Origin of the sequence: Halostella limicola, from assembly GCF_003675875.1 — an archaeon.
GTDB lineage: Archaea > Halobacteriota > Halobacteria > Halobacteriales > Natronoarchaeaceae > Halostella > Halostella limicola.
In genome coordinates, this window is sequence record NZ_RCDI01000001.1 from 31105 (window position 1) to 47529 (window position 16425).

At 69.6% G+C, this 16425-nt stretch carries 18 protein-coding genes; 8 read left to right on the top strand and 10 right to left on the bottom strand.

The annotated features are described in order from the left end of the window. The first annotated feature begins 213 nt into the window (after positions 1–213). The 5 genes from D8670_RS01405 (at position 214) to D8670_RS01425 (ending at position 2700) form a co-directional block, all read left to right on the top strand. The gene (locus tag D8670_RS01405) at positions 214–555 is read left to right on the top strand and encodes a DUF7344 domain-containing protein (protein ID WP_121816319.1); all 342 of its coding nucleotides are present in this window, start codon (positions 214–216) and stop codon (positions 553–555) included. A gap of 86 nt (positions 556–641) precedes the next feature. Then, a complete protein-coding gene (gene pheA / locus D8670_RS01410) occupies positions 642–1448 on the top strand; it encodes a prephenate dehydratase (RefSeq protein ID WP_121816320.1) in 807 nt (268 codons plus the stop codon). Between the two features lie 32 nt (positions 1449–1480). Next, positions 1481–1933, top strand: coding sequence for a peroxiredoxin (locus D8670_RS01415; protein WP_121816321.1), 453 nt, complete (start codon positions 1481–1483; stop codon positions 1931–1933). Positions 1934–2027: 94 nt separating this feature from the next. Further along, a complete protein-coding gene (locus D8670_RS01420; protein WP_121816322.1) occupies positions 2028–2462 on the top strand; it encodes an Hsp20/alpha crystallin family protein in 435 nt (144 codons plus the stop codon). Positions 2463–2505: 43 nt separating this feature from the next. Beyond that, entirely contained in the window at positions 2506–2700 is a 195-nt protein-coding gene (locus tag D8670_RS01425) for a hypothetical protein (protein WP_121816323.1), read from the top strand. Between the two features lie 4 nt (positions 2701–2704). On the opposite strand, the gene leuS is transcribed toward D8670_RS01425, so the two are convergent. Next, positions 2705–5371, bottom strand: coding sequence for a leucine--tRNA ligase (gene leuS, locus D8670_RS01430; RefSeq protein WP_121816324.1), 2667 nt, complete (start codon positions 5369–5371; stop codon positions 2705–2707). 98 nt (positions 5372–5469) lie between these two features. Further along, positions 5470–6360, bottom strand: coding sequence for a poly-gamma-glutamate hydrolase family protein (locus D8670_RS01435; RefSeq protein ID WP_121816325.1), 891 nt, complete (start codon positions 6358–6360; stop codon positions 5470–5472). A gap of 109 nt (positions 6361–6469) precedes the next feature. Between D8670_RS01435 and D8670_RS01440 the strand changes: the two genes are divergently transcribed. After that, complete coding sequence (locus D8670_RS01440; protein WP_121816326.1) at positions 6470–7069, top strand: DUF5789 family protein; 600 nt, start codon at positions 6470–6472, stop codon at positions 7067–7069. 48 nt (positions 7070–7117) lie between these two features. Here the strand turns inward: D8670_RS01440 and D8670_RS01445 are convergent, their stop codons facing one another. The 8 genes from D8670_RS01445 to eif1A all read right to left on the bottom strand — a co-directional run bounded on the left by D8670_RS01445 (position 7118) and on the right by eif1A (position 15574). After that, a complete protein-coding gene (locus D8670_RS01445; RefSeq protein WP_121816327.1) occupies positions 7118–8104 on the bottom strand; it encodes an ornithine cyclodeaminase family protein in 987 nt (328 codons plus the stop codon). 182 nt (positions 8105–8286) lie between these two features. Next, positions 8287–9975: a thermosome subunit alpha gene (gene thsA / locus D8670_RS01450; protein ID WP_193569253.1), complete on the bottom strand. Its 1689-nt coding sequence runs from the start codon at positions 9973–9975 to the stop codon at positions 8287–8289. A 121-nt stretch (positions 9976–10096) separates the two neighbouring features. Then, positions 10097–10645: a KH domain-containing protein gene (locus D8670_RS01455; RefSeq protein ID WP_121816328.1), complete on the bottom strand. Its 549-nt coding sequence runs from the start codon at positions 10643–10645 to the stop codon at positions 10097–10099. Positions 10646–10693: 48 nt separating this feature from the next. After that, positions 10694–12001: an MFS transporter gene (locus D8670_RS01460; RefSeq protein ID WP_121816329.1), complete on the bottom strand. Its 1308-nt coding sequence runs from the start codon at positions 11999–12001 to the stop codon at positions 10694–10696. A 108-nt stretch (positions 12002–12109) separates the two neighbouring features. Continuing rightward, positions 12110–12964, bottom strand: coding sequence for a DUF7351 domain-containing protein (locus D8670_RS01465; protein ID WP_121816330.1), 855 nt, complete (start codon positions 12962–12964; stop codon positions 12110–12112). Between the two features lie 32 nt (positions 12965–12996). Next, positions 12997–14148, bottom strand: a complete 1152-nt coding sequence (locus tag D8670_RS01470; protein WP_121816331.1) for a tryptophan--tRNA ligase — start codon at positions 14146–14148, stop codon at positions 12997–12999. A gap of 213 nt (positions 14149–14361) precedes the next feature. Further along, the gene (gene rio1, locus D8670_RS01475; protein ID WP_121816332.1) at positions 14362–15222 is read right to left on the bottom strand and encodes a serine/threonine-protein kinase Rio1; all 861 of its coding nucleotides are present in this window, start codon (positions 15220–15222) and stop codon (positions 14362–14364) included. A 67-nt stretch (positions 15223–15289) separates the two neighbouring features. Continuing rightward, positions 15290–15574, bottom strand: coding sequence for a translation initiation factor eIF-1A (gene eif1A, locus D8670_RS01480; protein ID WP_121816333.1), 285 nt, complete (start codon positions 15572–15574; stop codon positions 15290–15292). A gap of 92 nt (positions 15575–15666) precedes the next feature. On the opposite strand from eif1A, the gene D8670_RS01485 reads away from it, so the two are divergent. Next, a complete protein-coding gene (locus D8670_RS01485; protein ID WP_121816334.1) occupies positions 15667–15855 on the top strand; it encodes a DUF7470 family protein in 189 nt (62 codons plus the stop codon). Positions 15856–15936: 81 nt separating this feature from the next. Then, complete coding sequence (locus D8670_RS01490; protein WP_121816335.1) at positions 15937–16422, top strand: cupin domain-containing protein; 486 nt, start codon at positions 15937–15939, stop codon at positions 16420–16422. Positions 16423–16425 lie beyond the last annotated feature (3 nt).

Below are 16425 nucleotides of genomic sequence, written 5' to 3' on the forward strand. Positions count from 1 at the left end.
ACGCACCTTTTTCACGTTCTCGCGTTGTTTTGATTAACCGAGTAACAGGAACGTTGCGCTCGGCTCGCCGCGTCGGCGTATCACTCCCTGTTGGGGGTCGTTCTCCGGATTTCCGTCCGGCAGCGGGCCGTCTTCGCTGTCGCGTCTCCGCGAGCGCCGGTACCAAAATGCTTTGGCGGTATCGGGATGGGGCGCGCAACCGATTTCCTTTGCATGAACCAGAAAGCGCGGAACGTCGCGGACGGCGCGGTAGAGACGGACGCGCTCTTCGAGGTCCTGTCGCGCGAGCGCCGCCGGTACGCGCTCTACTGCCTCCAGCGGTACCGGAACCCGATGGCGCTCGCCGACCTCGCGGACGAGGTCGCCCGGATGGAACACGACGCGCGGAGCGTCGCCGCGGTTCCCGAGGAGGAGGTGAAGTCCGTCTACATGAACCTCTACCACACCCACGTCCCCAAGATGGCGGACGCGGGCGTCGCCGAGTACGACCAGGACGGCGATGCGGTCCGGCTCACCCACGAGTTCTCGACGCTCGATCTGGAGGCGTTCGTCTGAGCGCGTCGGGCCGTCTCCGGCCGACGCGAGGGAGTCCGTTGCGGACACCAGAGTCCTTTTGACGGTGAGGCGAGCATGAACGAGCGATGAAAGCAGTCACCCTCGGGCCGGAAGGGACGTACTCACACCGCGCAGCGAGCGCCGTCGCCGACGCGGTGGAGTTCCGCGAGTCGGTCGCCGGCATCGTCGGGGCCGTCGCGAGCGGGAAGTACCCCCGCGGTGTCGTGCCCATCGAGAACAGCATCGAGGGGAGCGTCACGGAGACGCTCGACGCGCTCGCCGACAACGAGGTCGCGGTCGTCAGGGAGATCGTCACGCCGATCCGCCACGGCCTGCTCGCGCAGGGCTCGGAGTTCTCCGTCGTCGCCAGCCACTCGCAGGCGCTCGCCCAGTGTCGGGACTACCTGGAGCGGGAGTACCCCTCCGCGAAACTGGAGGCCGTCGCGAGCACGGCCCGCGGCGTCCAGCGCGCCCGGGAGGACCCGACCGTCGCCGCCATCGGTCACCCCGACAACGCGGGCGAGGACCTGCAGGTGCTCGCAGAGGACATTCAGGACCGCACCTCCAACGCGACCCGCTTCTTCGTCCTCGCGCCGATGAGCGACCGCTCGGAGGCCGGCGGCAAGAGCTCCCTCATCGTCTACCCGAACGCCAACTACCCCGGCCTCCTGCTGGAACTGCTCGAACCGTTCGCCGAGCGCGACATCAACCTCACGCGGGTGGAGTCCCGTCCCAGCGGCGAGCGCCTCGGCGACTACGTCTTCCACATCGACGTCGCCGCGGGCCTGTACGAGCAGCGCACGCAGGAGGCCCTGGAGGTGCTCGAAGCCATCGCCGAGGAGGGGTGGGTCCGCCGCCTCGGCTCCTACGACAGCGAGCACGTGCTGTACTGAAGGTTTTTGGCCGCCGGCGCGGGAGGGTCTGTATGCCACTCGCGCACGGCGACGACGCCCCCGAGGTAGCGGCTCCCAACCAGGACGGCGAGACGGTCCGGCCCGACTTCGCGTCGCCGACCGTCGTCTACTTCTACCCGAAGGACGGCACGCCCGGCTGTTCGACGGAGGCGCGGCAGTTCCAGGCGGAACTGGAGAGCTACCGCGACGCCGGCGTCGACGTGTACGGCGTCTCGGCCGACACCGTCGCGGACCACCGCGAGTTCGCCGACGACGAGGGCCTCGACTTCGACCTGCTCGCCGACCCGGACGGCGAGGTGGCGGACGCGTTCGACGTCGACCGGCGCTCCGGCGGCGTCACCGAGCGCACCACGTTCGTCCTCGCGGACGGCGAGGTGCACGACGTCTACGAGGGCGTCGACTCGGACGGGCACGCCCGCGAGGTGCTCGGCGACCTGCTCGACGACGGCCTCGCGAGCCTCTGATCCCGACCGCCGGCGGCCCGCGGCGGCGCGAGGTTTAAGCCCGCGAGCGTGCTAGCGTCGCACAGGGCACGCGGTACCGCCCGGGGGGACAATCATGCAACCCAATCCGTTCGACGATTTTCAGGAGATGCTCGACAGGATGAGTAAACAGGCCGAGGAGGGGCTGCTCCGCGGTGCCGGCGCCGGCACTGACCTGCGGAGCGTCCCAGTCGACGTGATGGAGGACGACGACGAGTACGTGGTGACGGCGGACCTGCCGGGGTACGGCACCGACGAGATAGAGCTCACGGTGTCCGACGACCGTCTCAGCATCGAGGCGAGCACCGCCGAGGAGGTAGAGACGGAAGACGAGGAGGACGGGATGCAGTACCACCGCCGCGAGCGACGACAGCGCTCGGTCAGCCGCACCGTCCGGCTCCCCGGCGAGGTCGACGAGGAGTCCGTATCGGCGACGTACGCCAACGGCGTGCTGACGATCACCCTGCCGAAGCGGGGCGACGAGGGGGGACGCCGGATCCGGATCGAGTGACGGTTCGGTCACTTTTATTGTATTCCGCGGCGGAGACGTCCGCATGGACACCGACATCGCGCGCCGGTACACGGAGACCGAGCGGGCGTCGCTGGCCGCGATCGCGGTGACGGTCACCGTCCTCTCCTGGTTTCAGACCTCCGTCAGCGGCGCTTCGCGGGTTCTGACGGCCGTTCTCGCCGGGGCCGCGGCGCTCGTCGGCGCCGCGCTCGCCCTGCAGATGCGCAAAGAGCGGTGATCGACTACTCCTCGATGTCGATGGCGGGGCGACCGGGCTCGGCCTTCCGCGCCGTCTCGTCGTCGGCCTCTTCGGCCCGGACGACCCGGACCGGGGCGTCGAACTCGCGCTCGACCAGCCACGCGGCGGCCACGAGAGCCGCGTGCTCCTCGTCGGGGGACAGCGTCATCGACAGCGCCTCCCGCTCCTCCTGCAGGTCCTGCCCGTAGGACGCGGCGGCGTCGCCCTGCTCACGGATCTCGGACTCCTGCATCAGCTCCGAGATGAGGTTCTCGGCGTCGCTCTCGACTGCGATCCCGAGTGCCTCGAACTTCCAGTCGGGCGTGACGACGATGTCGATCCGCTCGGGGTCCTCGATGCCGGCCACCTCGACGATCTGGCGGACGTCCTCGCGGGTGTTCTCCACCAGGTTGCGGCGCTTCCGGACGGTGTCCCGGTCGACGTCGGCGCTCGGCCACGCGGCCTCCGCGACGAAGCCGTCCCCGCCGAGTTCGTCGTACAGCTCCTCGGCCAGGTGGGGGACGACCGGGGCCAGCAGGCGGACCGCGACGTCGAGGCCGCGCTCGAACGTCTCGGCGTGCGGGTCCGCGAAGTCGCGGTACTGCCGCAGCGTCGCGACCAGTTCCTGCGCCTCCCGGAGCGCGACGTTGAACGTCAGGTCGTCGTACTCGTCGGTGGCGACGGCGACGGCCGCGTCGATCTCGTCGGCGACGTACTCCGCGACGGGGTCGCGGTCGCCGTCGACGTCATCGGGGTCGAACTCCTCGACCAGACCCTTCAGCCGGGTCAGGAACCGGTTGGTCGAGCGGACGCCCTCCTCGCTCCAGTCGAAGGCGCGCTCGGGCTGGGCCGCCTGCATGATGAACAGGCGAGCGGTGTCCGCGCCGTACTCCTCGACGATGCGCTGCGGGGAGACGACGTTGCCCTTCGACTTGGACATCTTCTCGCCCTCCAACTGGACCATCCCCTGGGCCAGCAGGTTCGTGAACGGCTCGCGGTGCTCCAGTCCCTCCTCGTCGGCCAGCACCTTCGTGAAGAACCGCGAGTACAGCAGGTGCATCACGGCGTGCTCGATGCCGCCGACGTACTGGTCGACCGGCATCCAGTCGTTCGCCCGCTCCAGTTCGAACGGCGCGTCGTCGAGGTCCGGGGAGACGTACCGCAGGAAGTACCACGAGGAGTCGACGAACGTGTCCATCGTATCCGTCTCGCGGACGGCGTCCGCGCCGCAGTCGGGACAGGTCGTCCGCTTCCACTCCTCGGCGGCGTCCAGCGGGTTCCCGGTCGTGTTGACGAACTCCGGCAGTTCCACCGGCAGGTCCTCATCGGGGACCGACACCGGACCGCAGTCGTCGCAGTGGACGATCGGGATCGGCGTGCCCCAGTAGCGCTGCCGGGAGATGCCCCAGTCGCGCAGGCGGTACTGGGTCGCTTCCTCGGCGCCCTCCGTGTCCGCGGTGATGCGCTCGCGGGCCGTCTCGCTGTCCAGCCCGGAGTACTCGCCGGAGTTGACGAGCACGCCGTCGTCGGTGAACGCCCCCTCGGAGACGTCCGGCGCTTCGGGATCCTCGCCGTCCGCCGGTTCGGGGGCGATCACGGGCACGATGTCGACGCCCATCTTCGACGCGAAGGCGTGGTCGCGGTCGTCGTGGCCGGGGACGCCCATCAGCGCGCCGGTCCCGACGTCCGAGAGGACGAAGTCCGCGACGAAGACGGGGATCTCCTCGCCCGTCACGGGGTTGGTCGCGACGAGATCCGTCTCGACGCCGTTGGGCTCGTCGCCGTCGGGGTCGGCCTCGTGGTGGACGAACTCGTGGACGTCGTCGTCTTCCTCGACCAGTTCCTCGGCGATGGGGTGGTCCGGGGCCAGCGCGAAGAAGGTCGCGCCGTGGACGGTGTCGGCCCGCGTCGTGAACGCCTCTACCGTTCCGTGGCGCTCGGGGTCGTCGGCGTCGCCGATGGCGAACGGCAGGCGGGTGCCGTACTGCCGGCCGATCCAGTTGCGCTGCATCTGGCGGACGGAGTCCGGCCACCCCTCCAGCTCGTCGATATAGTCGATCAGTTCGTCGGCGTACTCCGTGATCTTCAGGAACCACTGGTCCAGTTCGCGCTGCTCGACGGGGGTGTCACAGCGCCAGCACAGCTCCGCGTCGCCCTCGACCTGCTCGTCCGCGAGGACGGTCTCGCAGTTGGGACACCAGTTGACCTCGGCGTCGCGGCGGTCGACCAGCCCGGCCTCCCGGAAGCGGGCGAACAGCCACTGGTTCCACTTGTAGTACTCCGGCGTGCAGGTGGCTATCTCCCGCTCCCAGTCGTAGCCGAAGCCCATCGACTCCATCTGGCCCTTCATCGTGTCGATGCAGTCGAAGGTCCAGTCGCGCGGGTTCGTGTCCCGCTCCTTCGCGGCGTTCTCGGCCGGCAGGCCGAACGCGTCCCACCCCATCGGGTGGAGCACCTCGTCGCCGCGCATCCGGCGGTAGCGGGCGTACGCGTCCGTGATCGTGTAGTTCCGGACGTGGCCCATGTGGAGCTTGCCGGACGGGTACGGGTACATGCCGAGGACGTACGTCGGGTCCTCGGCGTCGTCCGGCGTCCGGTACACGTCCGCGTCGTCCCACGCCGCCTGCCAGCGGGACTCCACCGCCGCGTGGTCGTATTGCTCGTCGCTCATCTGTTTGTGTACGATTCCGCGGGTCGGCGTCCTATACCTTTTCATCCGACAGTGGCGCGGTCGTCGCGGCGGGCGACGGACCACCCCCTGCCCGTGTCTCAGACTTGGTCCGCGTAGACGCTCGCGACGGCGTCGGCCACCGCCGCCCAGTCCCCGCGGACGGCGGGGGACTGCTCGATCTGGACGCCGTTGCCCGCCGCCGTGAGCCGGTTGACGACGTTCTCCGGCGAGTCGCCGGCGTACGCGCCGTCCGCGTCGGCGAGGTAGGCGTCGTGGCCGGTCTCGGCGGCGATCGCGTCGCGAACCTCGACCTTCAGCGACGCCGGCGCGCCGCCGCCGACGGCGACGCCGCTCCCGGAGAAGCCGTGGAAGCTCACCGCGTGGGCGAACCCGCGGTCAACGATGCGTCCGAGCTTCGGGAACGACCGCGGGTGAAGCGCCGTCGAGGTGACGTGCCAGCGGTCGTACGCGCCGCCGACGTCGTTGTAGCCGGCGCAGGACCACTCCGTCGCGCCGAGGGCGTCCGCGACGCGGGCGGCCTGCTCGTCGGTCGGGTGCTCGATCCAGCCGCCGTGCGGCGCGCAGGCGACCAGGTCGGCGCGGGCGCGCTCGCGGAGGGTCTCGACGTACTCGTCCGCGTCGGCGGCGGCCTCGCGGGTGTCGTACTCGGGATGGACCGCGAAGGGGAGCGCGACCCCCTCGGTGCCGTCCCTGATGCCGAGCCTGTCGAGGCCGGCGTCGTCCACCAGCGCCGTCGCCCGCCGGTCGCAGGCGCCGGCGACCGTGAAGAGCCCGCAGTCGAAGGTCCCGCACGTCCCCCGGGGGCCGAGGCGGACCTGCTCGCCGACGCTGACGCCGAGGGCCGCGAGCAGCGAGCGGGAGAGCTTGCAGCGCTCGGCCTCGCCGCGGAGGGCGTCGTCGCCCGAGTGGGCGGCGATGGTGAGTTCGGTCGTCCCCTCCTCCGTCGCGGCGGCGTTCGACGCGCTCACGCCCGTTCCGAACGGACTCCAGCGACTTCAGTGTCCGGCGTTCCGGACGCCTCCGGTTCGCCGGTGCTCTCACCACAGGGTTATCCGCGTAGACCTCCTTTGTGTATAAATGGCAGACGACAAAGCGGGCCGAGAGAAGCAAGCGCAAGACGAGGAGAAACGCCAGCGGAAACGCGACCTCGCCGCGGACCTGGAGCGCGGCGACGAGACGGAGCCGCCGGTCGACGAGCGGGAGCTCGGCGACTTCGAGTCCGAACTCGAAGCGGTGGAGTTCCCGGCGACGGGAGCCGACGTCGTCGCGGCGGTCGGCGACCGGGAGGTGGAATCGAGCGAGGGGACCTACGACGTCGGGGAACTGCTCCCGGACGCGCACGCCGAGACCTTCGACGCCCCTGCCGCCGTTCGCGAGCGGGTGCAGCGGCCGACGATCGCCGCGGCCATGAAACGGATCGTCGAGGCCGTCGAGACGCTTCCGAACGCGGAGCTGCGCGGGTCCCAGCGCGACGCCTACGAGAAGACGCTTCGGGAGCTCAAAGCGATCGACGCGGACGACGACGACGAGGGGGTCAGGGTCATCAGCGACTGGGTCGTCGAGCGGATCCGCGACAAGGAGAAGCTCCCGGGGTCCCGAGCGGTGCGCCGGGAGGCGGCGAAGTTCTGCCGGTCGAACGGGTACGAGGTCCGAAACGACGAGTGGCTGGGCATCTGACAGCGAGCGGTCACGGGAGTCGGGCTCCGGTCGGCGGAACGGCGCGCCCTACGCCTGGACGATGTCGAAGGGGTGGCCGTTGCCCGCCTCCTTCGCCTCCTCGTAGACGACGCGGGCGGCGGCGACGTCCTGGATCGCGAGTCCCGTCGAGTCGAAGACGGTGACCCCGTCGTCCGCGGTGCGGCCCTCCTTCTCGCCGGCGACGATCTCGCCGATCTCGCCGTGGATGTCGTCGTCGCCGATCGTCCCCTCGCCCCACGGGACGTTGACCTCGCCGGAGTGGGTGCACTGCTCGTGGTCGTCGATGACGAGCTTCGCGGAGAGCAACACCTCGTCGTCGAGCTCCTGCTTGCCCTCGGCGTCGGCGCCCATCGCGTTGACGTGGGTGTGTTCGCCCAGGTCCGACAGCGAGACGATGGGGTCGCGGACGGGCGTCACCGTCGACAGCACGTCGCAGGACGCCGCCTCGGCGATGGAGCCCTCGCGGACGGTGAAACGGTCCTCGAACTCCGCGCGGAAGGCGTCGATCCGGTCAGCGTCCTTGTCGGCGACGACGACCTCGTCGATGGGTCGCACCTCGGCGATGGCCTCCAGCTGGGTGTACGACTGGACGCCGGCCCCGACGATGCCGAGCGTCGTCGCGTCCTCGACGGCGAGGTGATCGGTCGCGACGGCGGCGGCCGCGCCGGTCCGCTTCATCGTCAGCGTCGTCCCGTCCATCACGGCGAGCGGGTACGCCGTCTCGGGGTCGGAGTAGATCATCGTCCCCATGACGGTCGGCAGGTCGTGGTCCTCGGGGTTGTCGGGGTGGACGTTCACCCACTTGACGCCCGCGGCGTCCCAGTCGCCGGCGTCCATGTAGGCGGGCATCGACCGGAAGTCCCCGTTGTACCGCTCCAGTTCGATGTAGGACTTCGCCGGCATCTGTACGTCGCCGCGCTGGTACGCCCCGAACGCGTCCTCGACCGCCCGGATCACCGCGTCCATCCGCGCGTTCTCGTCGACCGCGTCGCTGTTTAGCAGCAGCGTGTCCATGACCGACGGTTTCACGCGGCAATACTTAGTTGAACCGAAACGACGGGGGTCCGGAACAGGCGCAGATCGCCGACGAGAGCCGTCGCTGTGCGGTGATACGCGATAAAAGAACGGATCGTCGATCGGCGAGCGGTGCGAGACGGGAAGCGGTGGGGGTGGGTGCGGCTACTCGTGACCGGCGCTTACATCGCGCCGCCCATGCCGCCCATACCGCCCATGCCGCCGCCCATACCGCCGGGGCCGCCGGCACCGCCGGGACCTTCGTCACCGCCGTCGTCGGGGTCGACCTGACCGCCGGAGAGGTCGCCCGCGGCGATGACGTCGTCGATGCGGAGGATCATCACGGCCGCCTCGGTGGCGGACTCGATGGCCTGGGTCTTCACGCGGAGGGGTTCGACGACGCCCTCCTCCTCCATGTCGATGATGTCGCCGGTGTAGGCGTCGAGGCCCGCGGCCGTGGCGCCGCCGTCGTGCTGGCTGCGCAGGTCCACGAGGGAGTCGATGGGGTCGAGGCCGGCGTTCTCGGCGAGGGTGCGCGGGTTGATCTCCAGCGCGTCGGCGAACGCCTCGACGGCGAGCTGCTCGCGGCCGCCGACGGAGTCGGCGAACTGGCGCAGCTGCAGGGCGAGCTCCGTCTCGGGCGCGCCGCCGCCGGGCAGGACCTGCCCGTCCTCGAGGGTGACGCGGACGACGCCGAGCGAGTCCTCGATGGCGCGCTCGACCTCGTCGACGACGTGCTCGGTGCCGCCGCGGAGGATGAGGCTGACGGACTTGGCCTCTTCGACGTCCTCGACGAAGATGCGCTGGTCACCGCCGATGTCCTTCTGTGCGACGCTGCCGGCGAAGCCGAGGTCGTCCTCCTCGATGTCGTCGAGGTTACCGACGACGCGGGCGCCCGTCGAGCGGGCGAGCTTGTCGGCGTCGCTGGACTTCACGCGGCGGACGGCGATGATGCCTTCCTGCGCGAGGTAGTGCTGGGCCATGTCGTCGATGCCGTCCTGCGCGAAGACGACGTCGGCGCCGACGTCGGCGAGCTGGTCGACCATCTCCTTGAGCTGCTCCTCCTCCTGGTCGAGGAACTGCTGGAGCTGGTCGGGGTCGGTGACGTTGACCTCGGCGTCGATCTCGGTCTCCGCGACTTCGAGCGCGTCGTCGAGGACGGCGACGTTGGCGTCCTCCACGAAGTAGGGCATGTTCTCGTGGACGCGCTCCTTGTCGACGATGACGCCCTCGACGAGCTCCGAGTTCTCGATGGAGCCGCCGACGACCTTCTCGACCTTGATGTTGTCAGTGTCGATGCCGTCGTCGTCGGCCACGGAGCGGACGGCGTCGACGACGAGTTCGGCGAGCAGGTCCTTCGCGGACTCCGCGCCCTTGCCGGTCATCGCCGTGGCGGCGATCTGCGTGAGGATCTCGGTGTCGTCCTCCGAGACGTCGATGGCGATGTCCTCGAGGATCTCCTTTGCCTCCTCGGCGGCCTGACGGTACCCCTGGGCCAGCGTGGTGGCGTGGATGTCCTGGTCCAGCAGGTCCTCTGCCTGGCTGAGGAGTTCGCCGGAGACGACGACGGCGCTCGTCGTGCCGTCGCCGACCTCGTCCTCCTGCGTCTCGGCGACCTCGACGATCATGTTGGCCGCCGGGTGCTCGATGTCCATCTCCTTGAGGATGGTCACGCCGTCGTTCGTGACGACGACGTCGCCCGTGGAGTCCACGAGCATCTTGTCCATCCCCTTCGGGCCGAGCGTCGTTCGGACGGCCTCGGAGACCGCCTGCCCGGCGGTGATGTTCATCGACTGTGCGTCTTTCCCGGAGGTACGCTGGCTGTCCTCCGAAAGTACAATAAGCGGCTGGTTGCCCATCTGCTGCGCCATAATCAAGCAATAGGTTGATTGTGATTCTATATAAAAGTACCGGTACTGTTCCCGGAGACCACCGCACAGGGGGCCGTGGCATGCCGTCACAAGCCCCGCCGAGAGGAGGGTTTAAGTGACCCTATCCGGGGAACTGGTGGTACTCCATCCCCTGACGCTTGAGCTCGTTGTGCTTGCGCTCGAGGAACGAGTACACCGACCCGTGGGGCGCGCCGTCGAGGATCATCTCGGCGGCTTCGCGGACGATCTCGACCTGCTGGGGGTTGCCGATCACACCCAGCGTCGACCCGTAGATGACGACCGATGCGCCGGTGAGCTCCTCCATCAGCTCGCGGGTCCGGCCGTTCTCGCCGATGAGGCGGCCCTTCTTGCGCTTCAGGTCGGTCTTGTTGCGGGCCGCCGCGTCGATGTCGACGAGGTCGAACATCATCATCTCGTCGTCGAGCAGGGTCATCGCCACCTCCGGCTTGAAGCCGCGACCGATGGCTCTGACGATGTCCGGCCCCTTCAGCCCCAGAATGGGGTCGCCCGTCTTGTCGATGCTGACCGAGCCGTTCTCGGAGTCGATGTCGAGTCGTACCTCGGCGCGGTTCTCGATCTCTCGCATCGTCTCGCCGCCCTCGCCGATGAGCACGCCGATGCGGTCCTGCGGAATCTTCACGTGCTGCATGCAGAGGAGTAGGCGATGTGGCGGTTTAAGGGTTCGGCCCCGCGGCTCTCAGGCGGTCGCGCCGGGGTCGATCGACACCTCGTCGACTGCTGGCAGGCGACGGAGCGAGGGGACGGCGACCCAGTACGCCGCGAGCGCCGCCATGAACGCGCCGCCGGCGCCGACGACCGGCGCGGGCCCGACGACGCCTGCGAGGGCGCCGCCGACGAGCGCGCCGACCGGCGTGGCGACCATCGAGGCGCTCCCGAGGACACTGCTCACCCGGCCGACCAGTCCGTCAGGGACGCCCGCCTGTACAAGCGCCGCGAGGAGGACGTTCACCACGCCGACGGGGACGAACGCCAGACCGAACAGCGCGGCCGTGACGGGAAACGGGCCGGCGGCGACCGCCCCGGACCACAGCGCGCCGGAGACGGCGAAGCAGGCGACCGAGAGCCGGCCGAACGGGTAGTCCTCCAGCGCCGAGGCGACGAGCGCGCCGACGAAGTTGCCCGCGGCGAACGCCGCGGCGAGGACGCCGTACGCCCCCGCGCCGCCGACCGTGTCCGCGAACGCCGGGAGCGTGGCGAACGTCGCGCCGGCAGCGAAGTTGACGAACGCCGCCCCGGCGACGACGAACGCGAGGACGGACCCCCGAAGCACCGCGACGCCCTCGCGGAGATCGGCGAGGTACGCCGACTCGTCACCGGCGGGACCCTCCCCGCCGTCCGCGACGGCGGTATCCCCGTTCTCCGTCGCGGCGACTCCCTCGTCGGTCGTTCCGCCGTCACTCGTCCCGTCGTCCACGGGCGGCATCGACAGGGTGGCGAACAGCGCCGCGGCGACGGCGAACGTGACGACGTCGGCGAGAAACAGCGTGACCGCGCCGGCGAGCGCCACGAGCACCCCGCCGACGGCGTTGAACACCGCGTCCGCCCCCTGATAGGCCAGCGAGAACGCCGAGTTCGCCCGGACGAGTTCGTCGTCGTCGAGGATCCGGGGGAGCGCCGCCGCCTGCGCCGGGTAGACGAACTGGTTCAGCAGGGACAGCACCGGCATCACCGCGAGAACTAGCCACACCGAGAGCGCGTCGAGCGCGGCCGCCAGCGGGACGACGAGCACGAGCACCCCCTGTGCCGCCTGCGTGCCGACGAGCACCCGCCGGAGGTCCCAGCGGTCGACAAGCGGCCCGAACAGGAACTGCAGCGCCGCCGGGCCCATCGTCAGGAAACCCGCGATCCCGGAGTACAGAGGGTCGTCCGTGAGGTCGTACACCAGCCACATCGCGGCGACGAAGTAGACGCTGTCGCCGGCGTTGGTCACGAGCCGGCCGGCGAACAGCCGCGCGAAGTTCCCGTTTCGGAGAAGCGATCGCATACGAGACGGGTCGGCGGCGCGCCGCATAAACATAATCAGAACTACATTTCTGTTTCGCGCGAAACAGATGCGATCTTCTGTTCGATATCCGACCGGTAGACGGCGGCGCTACGCCGGACGCCGCTTCACGTCGGTCACGTCGCCGTCGGCGTCCACGTCCACGGCGAGCTCCTCGTCGCCGTAGCGGACGTACACGCGCGCACGAGGCGGGTCCGTCGAGACGAGCTCGTGCCGGCTGGAGACGATCCAGTCGAGTTCCCACAGCGGCGTCTCCCGGAGGTCGACGCCGTGGTCGTAGTGAAACGCGACCACCGCAGGGTGGTCGAGCACCACCGCGCCGACGACGGAGTACGAGGAGAAGACGCACCGGTCGCACTCGTGGGTCACGGCCGGCGGGTCGTCCTCCGCCGACAGGTCGGGCGCGAGCGCGGTTCGGAGCCGGCCGAGACAGCGCGGACAGAACCCGGCGAGGTGCTGGGGCATCTGCGTCCGCACCCAGCGGTCGAACACGTGCGGCAGCTCTTCGGGCTCGTACGCGTCGACGATCCCCGGCGGCACGTCGTACTCGGTGATCGCGGCGCCGCAGTTCGCGCAGCCGATCCGGGCGCGCTCCTCGCGGTACGACGCTTCGAGCGGGCCGCCGCACTCGGGACAGGCGCCGTCGACCGGGACGGGGTCGACGGTCGTCTCGCGGGTGTACGCCCCCGCCAGTACCGCCCCGATCGCCTGATAGCCGGCGTAGCGGAGCGCGTACCCGCCCTCCGTCTCCCGGACGAACGCGCCGACGAGCTTGCCGAGGTGGTAGTTGAACTGGCCGCTGTCGCTCACGCCGGAGCGTTCCCGCAGCTCCGAGAACGAGAGGGCGTCGTCCTCGGCGTCCCAGAGCGCCCGCAGGATCCCGAACCGCGTCTCGTTCGCGAGCAGGGAGAAGGCCTCCTCCGGGGAGCGGATGTCGTCGTCCATGCGCGACCGCTCGGCGCGGCCGCACTTGAACGCTACCCCAGCGGGTCCGGGCGTAGCCGCTCGCGTTCGTCCGCCGTCAGCCGGTACGGTTCGAGTTCGTCACGGAGGTCGCCGAGCGCCTCGCGGCGGCGCTGATGCGCGTCGAGGAACTCGGCGATGCGGTCGATAGCGTGCGCTTTCATCTCCCCGGAGAGCAACTCGCCGGAGCGGTACTCGCGGGCCAGCCGCGCCACCTCGGCGTCGTCGTCCTCGAAGAAGGCGCGGAGGTACCGGAAGGCGACGTCGACCTCCGGGTCCCCGCCGTGCTCGCGGTGCTCGGCGAGGCTTTCGCGCCCGCCGGAGTAGGCGTGTCTCTCGACCTTGCGCTCGACCGTCTCGTGGTCGTCGGTGAGGTAGATCGACGGCGCGTCGTCGGAGCTGCTCATCTTCCCCGGGCCCGTCAGTCCGGGGAGGAACTTCGAGAGCAACGCGCCAGGCTTTCGCACGTCGTACTTCTCCTTCGCGGCCACGTCGCGACACACCCGGACGTGGGGGTCCTGGTCGACGGCGATGGGGACGAGCGTCGGGTGCTCGCCGTGGACGAGTTGCGGCAGGAGCAGGTGCGTCGCCTGCATCGCCGGGTAGAACGAGGTCCCGACGTTCCCCGGCTCGCCGTAGGTGGCGTCGACCGTCGCCTGCGTGATGTCGCTCGCGAACGACGCGGCGTGCGGGTAGAGCGCGCCGGCGTCGGCGGTGTCTATCACGATCCGCGTCCGGTCGGGGTCGAACCCGACCGCGAGCAGGTCTCGCAGGTTCTCCCGGAGATGCCCGCGGACCTCGTCGAACGAGAGGCCCCTGGTGAAGTACTTCTCGTCGTCCGAGACGGGGACGTACACGTGCGCGCCCGTCCGCTCCTGCAGGTGCTTCGCGAAGTAAAAGGGGAAGACGTGCCCGATGTGGAGGGGGCCGGACGGCCCCAGTCCCGTCACTATCGAGTGCGTCTCGCCACGCTCCGCGGCGGCGAGGAACGGGTCGAGGTCCCGCTCCGCGTAGAACACCCGACGGCGCACCAGCGGGTGAGGCGGGTCGGGGAAGCGATCGATCTGGTCGTCGGTCAGTTCGTCGGCGCCGAAGCGGTCGAGGAGCTTCTCGTAGTCGAGTTCCCCCTCGACGTCGTACGGCGTCACTGTGGCGTCGGCTGTCATGCTGTGGTGAGGTCGTAGCTGCAAGGCTGGTCGGACGGCGGTGCGCGAGAGAAAGCGAGTGAGCGCCGGCCGCCCGGGCGACGGGTTACGCCGCGCCGGCCGCGCCGCCGACACTGTCCGCTCCCCGGAGCCGACGCCAGCGCCAAGCCGAGACGGGAGCGGAACGCATCGCGTTAGCGTAGTCGATGCCCGCAAAAAAGCGTTTCGAGGTCCTTAGTTCCCGCGGGGGTCCGCGTTCTTCCGGACGTACGCGAGCAGGTCCTCGCCGGAGACGTCGAGGCCCTGCCGGGCGAAGAAGTTCGCGACGTTCTCGCAGTCGCGTTCGAGGAAGTCCTCGGCGTTCGGGTGGTGGATAGTGACGGCCTGCCCGACGTCGATGACGACGAGGTGGCCGTCGTAGACGACGACGTTGTACTCCGAGAGGTCGCCGTGGACGAGGCCGGCGTCGTAGAGGCGGCGGACGTACTCCCGGAGCACCTCGTACGCCGTCTGGGGGTTCTCGACGTGGACCTCGCCGAGGCGCTTCGCGCGCTCGCCGTCGTGGCCGAGAAACTCCATCACGAGGGCGTTGCGCTCGACGGCGATGGGGTCGGGGACGCGGACGCCGGCCTTCTGGGCGCGCTTGAGGTTGGCGAACTCCTTTTTCGTCCACGCGAGCACGACCCGCTTCTTGTCGCCGCCGAGGTCGTCGATGCGGGGGTCGCCGACGAGGTAGTCCCGCATGTCCCGGAAGTCGCTGGCGTTGATCCGGTACACCTTGATCGCGACCTCGCCGCCGCTGCCCAGCGCGGCGTAGACGTTCGCCTCCTTGCCGGTGGAGACGGGGCCGCCGAGTGCGTCCACGTAGCCGTCCTGCACGAGCTTGTAGAGGGCGGCGAAGGTCGCGTCGTCGAACACCGACGCCTCGACCTTGAAGCGCTCGCTGTTTTTGATCTTCTTGCGGAACTCGTCGAACTCGCGGTCGCGCTCGCGGGCGATCTCGTCGGCCTCCGTGTCGGAGACGTCGAGTTCCTCCCACTCGTCGCCCGGCGCGTCGGCGTTGTCCTGGTCGACCAGTTCGAACTCGCCGGTCATCGTGGCACCGCCGTCGCCGGATCGCCCGCTGGTCGGTTATGGGGGCGCGGCGTCGACATAGTGAAAATTACTGGATGTGGCCTTCTTCCCGGAGCTGGTCGGCTTCCTGCTTCTCGTAGCGCCAGGTGATGTCGGCCTTCTCGTCCTGCCAGTCCCACGGCTCGACGAGCACGACGTCGTCCTCGCGGATCCAGATCCGCTTTTGCATCTTGCCCGGGATCCGGGCCGTTCGCTCCGTCCCGTCCGCGCAGCGGACCTTGACGCGGTTCGCGCCGAGCATGTTGGTTACTGTCGCGAACACCTCGTCGTCGTCTGGCATGCGGAGGTCTTTGCGTCCCTCGTTGTCGCTCATAGGCGTTACAAGGCGCGGGAGGCTTTTAAACCCGCTGGACCTCCCGGAGAAATATCGCCGTCTTTTAAGTCCCGACCGCCGTCAGGGTGGCTATGCTCGAGAAACTCGGCGCGATCGGCGTCCTCGGTATCGTCGTCATCCTCGGCGGCCTCGGCCTCATCGCGTGGGCTGACCCCGTCGTCGCCGCGGGGATGGCGCTGGTGCTTTTCGGCTTCGGCCTCACGGTGAAAGCGCTCGTCAGCAACCTGCTCTCGTCGTTCGGCATGGGCGGGATGATGTAGGACGGCCGGAACGAGCACCTGAAGGCTCCTTTTCCTCGCCAGCGGCGAACGCTTTTGATCGCCTCCGTCGAACCCGGTCGCATGGAGAAGGTCTCGATCGACGACGTGGAGCCGAGCACGTTCGACCCGGAGAACCGGACGCACGACCGCCGCGGCCTGACCGAACCGCTGAACGCGTCGAACGTCGCCGTCGCGCGGTACGTCCTCGAACCCGGCGAGCGGTTCAGCGGCGCGCTCCACGCCCACGCGGACCAGGAGGAGATATTCCTCGTCGTCGAGGGGGAGGCGACGTTCCGGACGAGAGACGGCAAGGTCACGGTGGGCGAGAGCGAGGCGGTCCGGTTCGCCCCCGGCGAGTTCCAGACCGGCGGCAACGAGGGCGACGACCCGGTCGTCGCGTTCGCGCTCGGCGCGCCGAAGGAGACCGAAGACGTGCGGATCGCCCGGATCCCGGGCGTCGGCGACGTCGCCTGCCCGGACTGCGGGCACGACGAGATGCGCATCCCGGACGAGGAGGGCGACCCGCTCGTCTGTCCGGAGTGCGGCGGGGAGTTAGCGGTCGAGTGACGG

Bases quoted from the DNA above. Each gene is read 5' to 3' on its own strand.
- D8670_RS01445 (WP_121816327.1), bottom strand. From the start codon at position 8,104: ATGGACACGCTGCTGCTAAACAGCGACGCGGTCGACGAGAACGCGCGG.
- D8670_RS01485 (WP_121816334.1), top strand. From the start codon at position 15,667: ATGCTCGAGAAACTCGGCGCGATCGGCGTCCTCGGTATCGTCGTCATC.
- leuS (WP_121816324.1), bottom strand. From the start codon at position 5,371: ATGAGCGACGAGCAATACGACCACGCGGCGGTGGAGTCCCGCTGGCAG.
- D8670_RS01470 (WP_121816331.1), bottom strand. From the start codon at position 14,148: ATGACAGCCGACGCCACAGTGACGCCGTACGACGTCGAGGGGGAACTC.
- rio1 (WP_121816332.1), bottom strand. From the start codon at position 15,222: ATGACCGGCGAGTTCGAACTGGTCGACCAGGACAACGCCGACGCGCCG.
- D8670_RS01465 (WP_121816330.1), bottom strand. From the start codon at position 12,964: ATGGACGACGACATCCGCTCCCCGGAGGAGGCCTTCTCCCTGCTCGCG.
- D8670_RS01490 (WP_121816335.1), top strand. From the start codon at position 15,937: ATGGAGAAGGTCTCGATCGACGACGTGGAGCCGAGCACGTTCGACCCG.
- eif1A (WP_121816333.1), bottom strand. From the start codon at position 15,574: ATGAGCGACAACGAGGGACGCAAAGACCTCCGCATGCCAGACGACGAC.
- D8670_RS01420 (WP_121816322.1), top strand. From the start codon at position 2,028: ATGCAACCCAATCCGTTCGACGATTTTCAGGAGATGCTCGACAGGATG.
- D8670_RS01415 (WP_121816321.1), top strand. From the start codon at position 1,481: ATGCCACTCGCGCACGGCGACGACGCCCCCGAGGTAGCGGCTCCCAAC.
- D8670_RS01440 (WP_121816326.1), top strand. From the start codon at position 6,470: ATGGCAGACGACAAAGCGGGCCGAGAGAAGCAAGCGCAAGACGAGGAG.
- D8670_RS01460 (WP_121816329.1), bottom strand. From the start codon at position 12,001: ATGCGATCGCTTCTCCGAAACGGGAACTTCGCGCGGCTGTTCGCCGGC.
- D8670_RS01425 (WP_121816323.1), top strand. From the start codon at position 2,506: ATGGACACCGACATCGCGCGCCGGTACACGGAGACCGAGCGGGCGTCG.
- D8670_RS01405 (WP_121816319.1), top strand. From the start codon at position 214: ATGAACCAGAAAGCGCGGAACGTCGCGGACGGCGCGGTAGAGACGGAC.
- pheA (WP_121816320.1), top strand. From the start codon at position 642: ATGAAAGCAGTCACCCTCGGGCCGGAAGGGACGTACTCACACCGCGCA.
- thsA (WP_193569253.1), bottom strand. From the start codon at position 9,975: ATGGCGCAGCAGATGGGCAACCAGCCGCTTATTGTACTTTCGGAGGAC.
- D8670_RS01455 (WP_121816328.1), bottom strand. From the start codon at position 10,645: ATGCAGCACGTGAAGATTCCGCAGGACCGCATCGGCGTGCTCATCGGC.